Below are 5,957 nucleotides of genomic sequence, written 5' to 3' on the forward strand. Positions count from 1 at the left end.
GTCGTCGGCATCGACGGCAAGATGTACGACCGCCCGCATCTGCGACTGGCCGAACGACTTCTGGCGCGGGCAAAGGCGGCAGGTGTTTCCGCCTGAGCGCCCGAATCGCTACCAGACCAATGGAATCAGGCGGTAGCGAACATGGGCCGCATAGTCGTCATAGCCTCGCAGGCCAGTCCGAAGCGTGCTTTCTTCGATGAATGTGCGGATGGCCAAAAGAATGATGAACACGAGCACCGATGCCAACCCCCACCAGGAGCCAAGCAGGAGTGCCGTGCCGGCAAAGAAGAGAATGGCGCCGGCATACATCGGATGGCGGATGTAGCTGTAGGGACCCGTGGTGATCACGCGCTGTCCGCGCTCGTCCTGGATCTTCACAACGGGCGCCGCGAAACTGTTCTCCAGCATCGTCAGATAGCAGATCCAGATGCCGAGCAGCAGGACAGCCGCGCCTATCACCTGTACCCAGACGGGAACCGCCGACCAGCCGAAACGGATGTCGAGCCCCATGAGGGCCTGCCAACCGAAGATAGCGGCCAGCAATACGCTCAACAGCACCTTGTCAGCTGCGGTCTGATTCTTCTGGATGGGAGGGCTCAGTCTCTCATTCATCAGGCCGGGATCGCGCCGGGCCAGCGCTACGCCCAAGCTGAGGCTAAGCCCCACCATCACCACCAGGAACACCCAGGCTCCCGGCCAGTGCAGCGTGCCGGCCGACAGGAAGAGCAAGGCGCCCATGACGCCGAACCACACGAACGTCTGGAGAATCAACTTCGAGATCATGACAAACCTTCCGCGATATGCCCCCGCCAGCATTGGCCTCACTAGACCGCTGGTCTATTATACCGACCGACGGTCTACCATTCAAGTGGATCGAGGACCATCACGCATCTGGACGAGAGCGGCCATCGCGTGCAGAAGCTTTTGTCATGCCCCGTGTCATCAAGCATCCTGAGCTCAGGCGAGAAGAACTTCTGGATCATGCCCAGGCCCTGTTCCTGACGCAGGGCTACGACAAAGCGAGCCTCAACGACGTGATTGCGGCTGCCGGCATCTCGAAAGGCGCCTTCTATCATTACTTTGCCTCCAAGGACGCTCTTCTGGTGGCGCTGGCCGAGCGCTTCGCGAGACAGGCATTGGCTGGAGTCCAGGACATACTCGACGATCCCGATCTCGATCCGCTCAGCCGCCTGAATGGCCTGCTTGCCCAGTCGCGGCGGGCCAAGATCGAGACTGCACCGGAAGCCTGGGCTCTTTTCGAAACGCTGTTTCGGCCGGAGAACCTGGTGCTTTTCCACCGCATCAACCTGGCCGCCAGCGCGTCGTTTTCACCCTTGCTGGTCAAGATCATCAGGCAAGGCATCGAAGACGGCACCTTCAGGACATTCGACCCGGAGGGTGTCGCCGACATCGTCATGCAGTTCGGCATGGCCACTCACGACATCATTGCCAAGGCATTCGCCGGCGGCACCGACGCCGACATGGACGTCGCCATCGAAGCCCTGGAGACACGCGTCAGGCTCTACGAGATCGCTCTCGACCGCATACTCGGCCTCCCCGATGGGAGCATTCGCATCGGCGAGCCCGGCTACGTGCGCGCCGTCATGACAGCCAGGCGGCGGACGAGTGCCGGCACGGCCCTCAGTCCCGCGCCAGCACGATGATCCGGTCCTCCGGCAGATAGGCGAGTGCTTCCGACCTCAGCGGGTTGACGGTGACGCCGCCCAGCGCCCGCTGGTCGGCCTCTCCGGCGCGGATGCGCCGGTAACCTATGGCGATTTCGCTGCGCAACCGCGCCGATTCCGCGATCGTCCAGAAGGTCACCGGCCGGTCGATGGCGACATAGTCGGCGACCGGACGCATGTAGATTTCAGAACCCTTCTCGTCGAGCAGGTCGTCGAAGATCGCAGCGAGATACTGATTCTCGGATGCCTGCGCCAGCATCAGGCTGACCAGCCGGTTGCTGACGACGAAATCATCGGCCTTGGTCACCGCCGCAAGCTCTCGGTTGCGCACGTCGATCATCTCGCTGACGATGCTGATGTGCATGCCGGCATCATCTGCGATCTTGCGCAGATGCAGCAGCGTCACCAGCGTGCGCGTATCGGCCGGCTGTGCTGCCATGGTTTCGCTGTAGCCGAGGACGAGCACGTGGTCGTAGGAAGGCACGTCCAGGCTTGCCAGCGCGGCGCTGCTCGACGTGTCGGTGACGCGGCAGGATACCGACAGATTGTCGCCCGCGACCGGCAGTTCGGCAACTTCCTGTTCGAGGCCGGGCGTATCGGCGGCGATCGTCAGGATCGACCCAGGCGCGACATAGCGCGACAGTTCATAGGTGATGATTGGACCGCGCCGATTCCAGCCGAGGATCAGCGTGCGCTCCGGCTTCGCCTCGATGGATCGCGGGCCGAGGATCGCTGCTGCGTCGATCTTGATCCCAGCGCTTCCCAGCTTTATCGCGGCATCGTCCTCGGCGATGATAATGGCGCGCATGTCCTTGCCGATCACCAGATCCGACGGTGGGTTGAGATTGACGCGGCCCTCGCGGTCGCAAAGCCCGATCAGCGCGCAGTGCTCGTACGCCATGACCGCCTCGCCGAAGCTTTTGCCGGTGAGGTCCGGCTGCTCGGTCGTGTAGATTTCACAGCCGTCGAAATCGAGCAGCTCCGAATAGACGCCGCTGAGACCTGACTGCCGGCTCGAATGCACGACGATGCGCGAGATCAGCTGGTCGGCCAGCACGAGTTGAACCTCGGCTCCGCCGACGACCCGGGCGACCTCGGCATTCTTGCCATCGCGAATCTCGGCGGCGATGTTGTAGGGGGCGGTGCGCCGGTTTGGATCGTTGACCAGCGCCAGCACCGTCTTGATGACCTGCGAATCCGGGTCGTCGCCGTCCGGCGACAGCACGATGACCGACCGCGAGGTCTGCGGATTGACGATGACCAGATCATAGAGATCGGTCGGGTCGCCGCTGCGGCAGATGATGCGCGTGTTACCCAGTTTGCCGACCTTGGCCGCGATCTCGTCCTCCATCTCGACCTTGTCCATATTGGCCATCACGACGATGCGCGGACGGCGGCGGCTGGCATTGGCAATGACGAGTTCGGAGATGACGTCGAAGATCGACGGCGACCAGTTGAGGATGATGGTGTGATCGGTCTCCAGCACCCGCGAACGGCCCTTGCGCAGTTCGTCGAGCTTGCTGTCGACGCCGGCGCTAAGCACGCCGATGAGGGCCGACACGACGAAGATACCGGCAAGCGTGACAAACAGCATAACGAGGCGGAAGGCCCAGCCTGTGTCACCGCCCATCGTGCCGGAATCGAGCGTGCGCATCAGCGATTCCCAGAACGCTTCGACGAAGTTCAGCGGCTCGCCGCCTTCCGGCGCGATGCGGGTCACCGCAAGGAAGCCAGCGGCGGCGATGATGATCAGCAGGGAAACAATGGCGAGCCAGCCGATCAGCGCGATCGGGCCGGCGGCCATGCTCTTGTCGAACCAATAGCGCAGCCGGGTTCCCAGCGAGTCTCGTTTCTTCATGTCGCCCGCGCCCCGCAATATCCCCAAGGTCGATGCGTAACCCCAACGCATCGCCGAAGCCGCTCTCTTAGCCTGTGTTCAGATAAAGGGGAATCGCTTTCGCGTGCCCACGGCTATTGAATCCGGCGACGCGGCGGACGGCGGCCGAACCTAAGACTTAGTCCTTGTCCCAGCGCGGCCTTCGCATCGAAAACACCTCGTCGACGCTGGCATAGTCCATGTAGCCGAGACGAGCCACATTGCCGGCTTTGGTGATGTCGAACAGGCCGTCTGTCAGGAAGGCGTCGTCGATATGCACGCCGACCACCTCACCGGCGACGACGACGGCACTTGTCGGCGATCCGTCCAGCGCCTTCGGCCGAAAGACCTCCGTCACCCGGCATTCGAGCGCTGCAGGCGCTGCCGCCACGCGCGGCGGCGCGACCAGGCGCGACGGCGCCATGGCAAGATCGGCGTAGACGAACTCATTGACGCCGCGCGGTGCGCTGACGGATGTGCGGTTCATCTTCTCCGCAAGATCGCGACTGACCAGATTGGCGACAAACTCGCCGGTTTCCTGGGCAAAGGAGGCGCTGTCCTTCTCGCCTTCGGAGGAGAACCAGACGATGAACGGCCGCGTCGAAACGGCATTGAAGAAAGAGTACGGAGCGAGGTTGATCTCACCAGCCTTGTTCAGCGTCGAAATCCAGCCGATCGGACGCGGTGCCACGATCGCCTTCGACGGGTCGTGTGGCAGGCCATGGTCCTTTGAAGGCTCATAAAACATTCAGCCGTTCCATGGTCCCGAATAGTCGCCGTAAAGCTTTGCCGGATCGGGCCGCGGCCGCTCCGGCGCCGGGCCGGCATAAGAGCCGATATGGATAAAGCCGATGACCCGCTCCTGCGGCGCCAATCCTAGCAGCGCCCGGCCCTCCGGTACATCGGAATACCAGTTGCTGATCATGTTGGTGCCATAACCCAGCGCGTTGGCTGCTATCATCAGGTTCATCGCCGCCATACCGCCCGACAGGAACATTTCCCATTGCGGGATTTTTGGATTCTCCCTGGGGATAGATACAACGCCGATCACCAGCGGCGCGCGCGAGAACCGCGCCAGTTCCTGGTTGCGGCGGCCTTCTGGCAAGGGCCCCTCCCGCTGCTCGGCAAGGGCTGCCAGTTGCCTGCCGATCTCGACGCGCGCTTGGCCACGGTAGACGATGAAGCGCCAGGGCTCCAATCGGCCATGGTCGGGCACCCGTGAGGCAGCGGCGATCATCGTTGCGATTTCCGTATCGCTCGGCGCCGGCTCCTTCAGATCCGGAATTGGCGCGGAGTTTCGGGTCAGCAGGAAATCGATGATCGGCGACGCCATGGGCGCAAGTCTCCTAGACATTCTGTTTTGAGCTGAAGCGCACCATCGGGAATTCGGGCGGCTCGGGCATTGGCGCGGGATACGCCGGACGGAAGAGTCCTATCGATCGGACTCTTAAGCCTTGAAATTGCCACCGCCATGGGCTTCAACGCAAGGCATGTTTGAGGGGACTGTCCGTCTTTTCCTGATCTGGCTCGGCGCCCTGCTGTTGATGGCGCCGGTTTCGTTCGCCATAGCGCAGAACGTCGACGGTGTCAGTGACCTGAAGCTTCCGGGAATTTCAAGCTATGCGACGCCGAAAGGCGAGACATCGCTGGCGTTGAGCGGCGGCGGCGCCATCACACTGTCCGCCCAGTTGACCGACAAGGGTTCCGACATCACGCGCGGCATCGTCTGGCGGGTCTTCAAGCCCGAAGCCGTCAACGGCAAATTGCCGATGGTCGCTTCCTCCCATGGCGGCACCGCCGTCTTCCAGCTCGAACCCGGCAGCTATCTGGTTCATGCCTCCTACGGCCGGGCCGGCGCCACCAAGCGCATCACTGTCGGCAAGGATGCCAAGCGCGAAAGCCTCGTGCTCGATGCCGGCGGCCTCAAGCTCGACGCCGTGCTGTCCGGCGGCGTGCGCATTCCACCGAAGAACCTGCGCTTTTCGATCTACGAGGGCACCGCCGAGGCCAATGGCGACCGCGCGCTGATCATTCCCGACGTCGAGCCCAACAGTGTCGTGCGGCTCAACGCCGGCATCTACCATGTCGTCTCGACCTATGGCGCGGTCAATGCGGTCATCCGCTCCGACATCCGCGTCGAGGCCGGCAAGCTGACCGAAGCCACCGTCGAGCACCATGCCGCCGAGATCACGATGAAGCTGGTGCGCGAAACCGGTGGCGAGGCGATCGCCGATACCTCCTGGTCGCTGCTCAACGAATCCGGCGATCCAATCAAGGAAACCGTCGGCGCCTTCGCCTCGATGGTGCTGGCCGAGGGCGACTACACCATCATCGCCAAGAACCGCGACCGCATCTATCAGAAGGATTTTACCGTCGTGGCCGGGCAGAACCAGGAG

6 protein-coding genes and 1 pseudogene are annotated in these 5,957 nt (G+C 62.8%); 3 read left to right on the forward strand and 4 right to left on the reverse strand.

Annotated features, from left to right (window positions below):
- Window positions 1–96: pseudogene (locus tag EN993_RS37700) on the forward strand (CoA ester lyase); the annotation flags it as partial.
- A 12-nt stretch (window positions 97–108) separates the two neighbouring features.
- Here the strand turns inward: EN993_RS37700 and EN993_RS08095 are convergent.
- A complete protein-coding gene (locus tag EN993_RS08095; RefSeq protein WP_109671520.1) occupies window positions 109–783 on the reverse strand; it encodes an isoprenylcysteine carboxylmethyltransferase family protein in 675 nt (224 codons plus the stop codon).
- 146 nt (window positions 784–929) lie between these two features.
- On the opposite strand from EN993_RS08095, the gene EN993_RS08100 reads away from it, so the two are divergent.
- Window positions 930–1,664: a TetR/AcrR family transcriptional regulator gene (locus EN993_RS08100; RefSeq protein WP_109671521.1), complete on the forward strand. Its 735-nt coding sequence runs from the start codon at window positions 930–932 to the stop codon at window positions 1,662–1,664.
- Here the strand turns inward: EN993_RS08100 and EN993_RS08105 are convergent.
- The 3 genes from EN993_RS08105 to EN993_RS08115 all read right to left on the reverse strand — a co-directional run bounded on the left by EN993_RS08105 (window position 1,642) and on the right by EN993_RS08115 (window position 4,894).
- Window positions 1,642–3,543 (reverse strand): hypothetical protein, encoded by a 1,902-nt coding sequence (locus EN993_RS08105; RefSeq protein WP_127262883.1) that lies wholly within the window; start codon window positions 3,541–3,543, stop codon window positions 1,642–1,644. The two genes, EN993_RS08100 and EN993_RS08105, sit on opposite strands and share 23 nt — an antisense overlap.
- Window positions 3,544–3,700: 157 nt before the next feature.
- The gene (locus tag EN993_RS08110; RefSeq protein WP_127262884.1) at window positions 3,701–4,309 is read right to left on the reverse strand and encodes a flavin reductase family protein; all 609 of its coding nucleotides are present in this window, start codon (window positions 4,307–4,309) and stop codon (window positions 3,701–3,703) included.
- Window positions 4,310–4,894 carry a nitroreductase gene (locus tag EN993_RS08115; RefSeq protein ID WP_109671524.1) on the reverse strand — a complete coding sequence of 195 codons (585 nt, stop codon included), beginning with the start codon at window positions 4,892–4,894 and terminating at the stop codon, window positions 4,310–4,312.
- A 157-nt stretch (window positions 4,895–5,051) separates the two neighbouring features.
- On the opposite strand from EN993_RS08115, the gene EN993_RS08120 reads away from it, so the two are divergent.
- Window positions 5,052–5,957 (forward strand): hypothetical protein (locus EN993_RS08120; RefSeq protein WP_127262885.1); only part of this gene is annotated, 906 nt, incomplete at its 3' end.

The sequence above is a fragment of the Mesorhizobium sp. M7D.F.Ca.US.004.01.2.1 genome, from assembly GCF_003997785.1.
Lineage (GTDB): Bacteria > Pseudomonadota > Alphaproteobacteria > Rhizobiales > Rhizobiaceae > Mesorhizobium > Mesorhizobium loti.